We start from the raw sequence: 392 nt of genomic DNA on the forward strand, positions 1-392 counted from the left end.
GGTTAAGGATGGAAGAGAATATCTGTTCCACGAATCAGCGGTAAAGGTTGACTTAAATCGACCAGTAACAGGTAGCCTTTTGAAGAGGATCAGAAATGGGAAGAAGGCGAAGTCATGAGCGCCGGGATTTACCCCCTAACCTTTATATAAGAAACAATGGATATTACTGCTACAGGGACCCAAGGACGGGTAAAGAGTTTGGATTAGGCAGAGACAGGCGAATCGCAATCACTGAAGCCATACAGGCCAACATTGAGTTATTTTCAGGACACAAACACAAGCCTCTGACAGCGAGAATCAACAGTGATAATTCCGTTACGTTACATTCATGGCTTGATCGCTACGAAAAAATCCTGGCCAGCAGAGGAATCAAGCAGAAGACACTCATAAAT

Annotated in this window: 2 protein-coding genes; both read left to right on the forward strand. The window is 44.1% G+C overall.

All coding sequences use genetic code 11. The annotated features are described in order from the left end of the window. Positions 1-22: 22 nt before the first annotated feature. Positions 23-118, forward strand: coding sequence for an excisionase (locus GVL03_RS21550; protein ID WP_231364241.1), 96 nt, complete (start codon positions 23-25; stop codon positions 116-118). Further along, on the forward strand, positions 96-392 hold a 297-nt coding region (locus tag GVL03_RS21555), incomplete at its 3' end, for a phage integrase Arm DNA-binding domain-containing protein (protein ID WP_200847434.1). The genes GVL03_RS21550 and GVL03_RS21555, both read left to right, overlap by 23 nt.

This window comes from Microbacterium sp. 18062 (genome assembly GCF_902706225.1).
Taxonomy (GTDB): Bacteria; Actinomycetota; Actinomycetes; order Actinomycetales; family Microbacteriaceae; genus Microbacterium.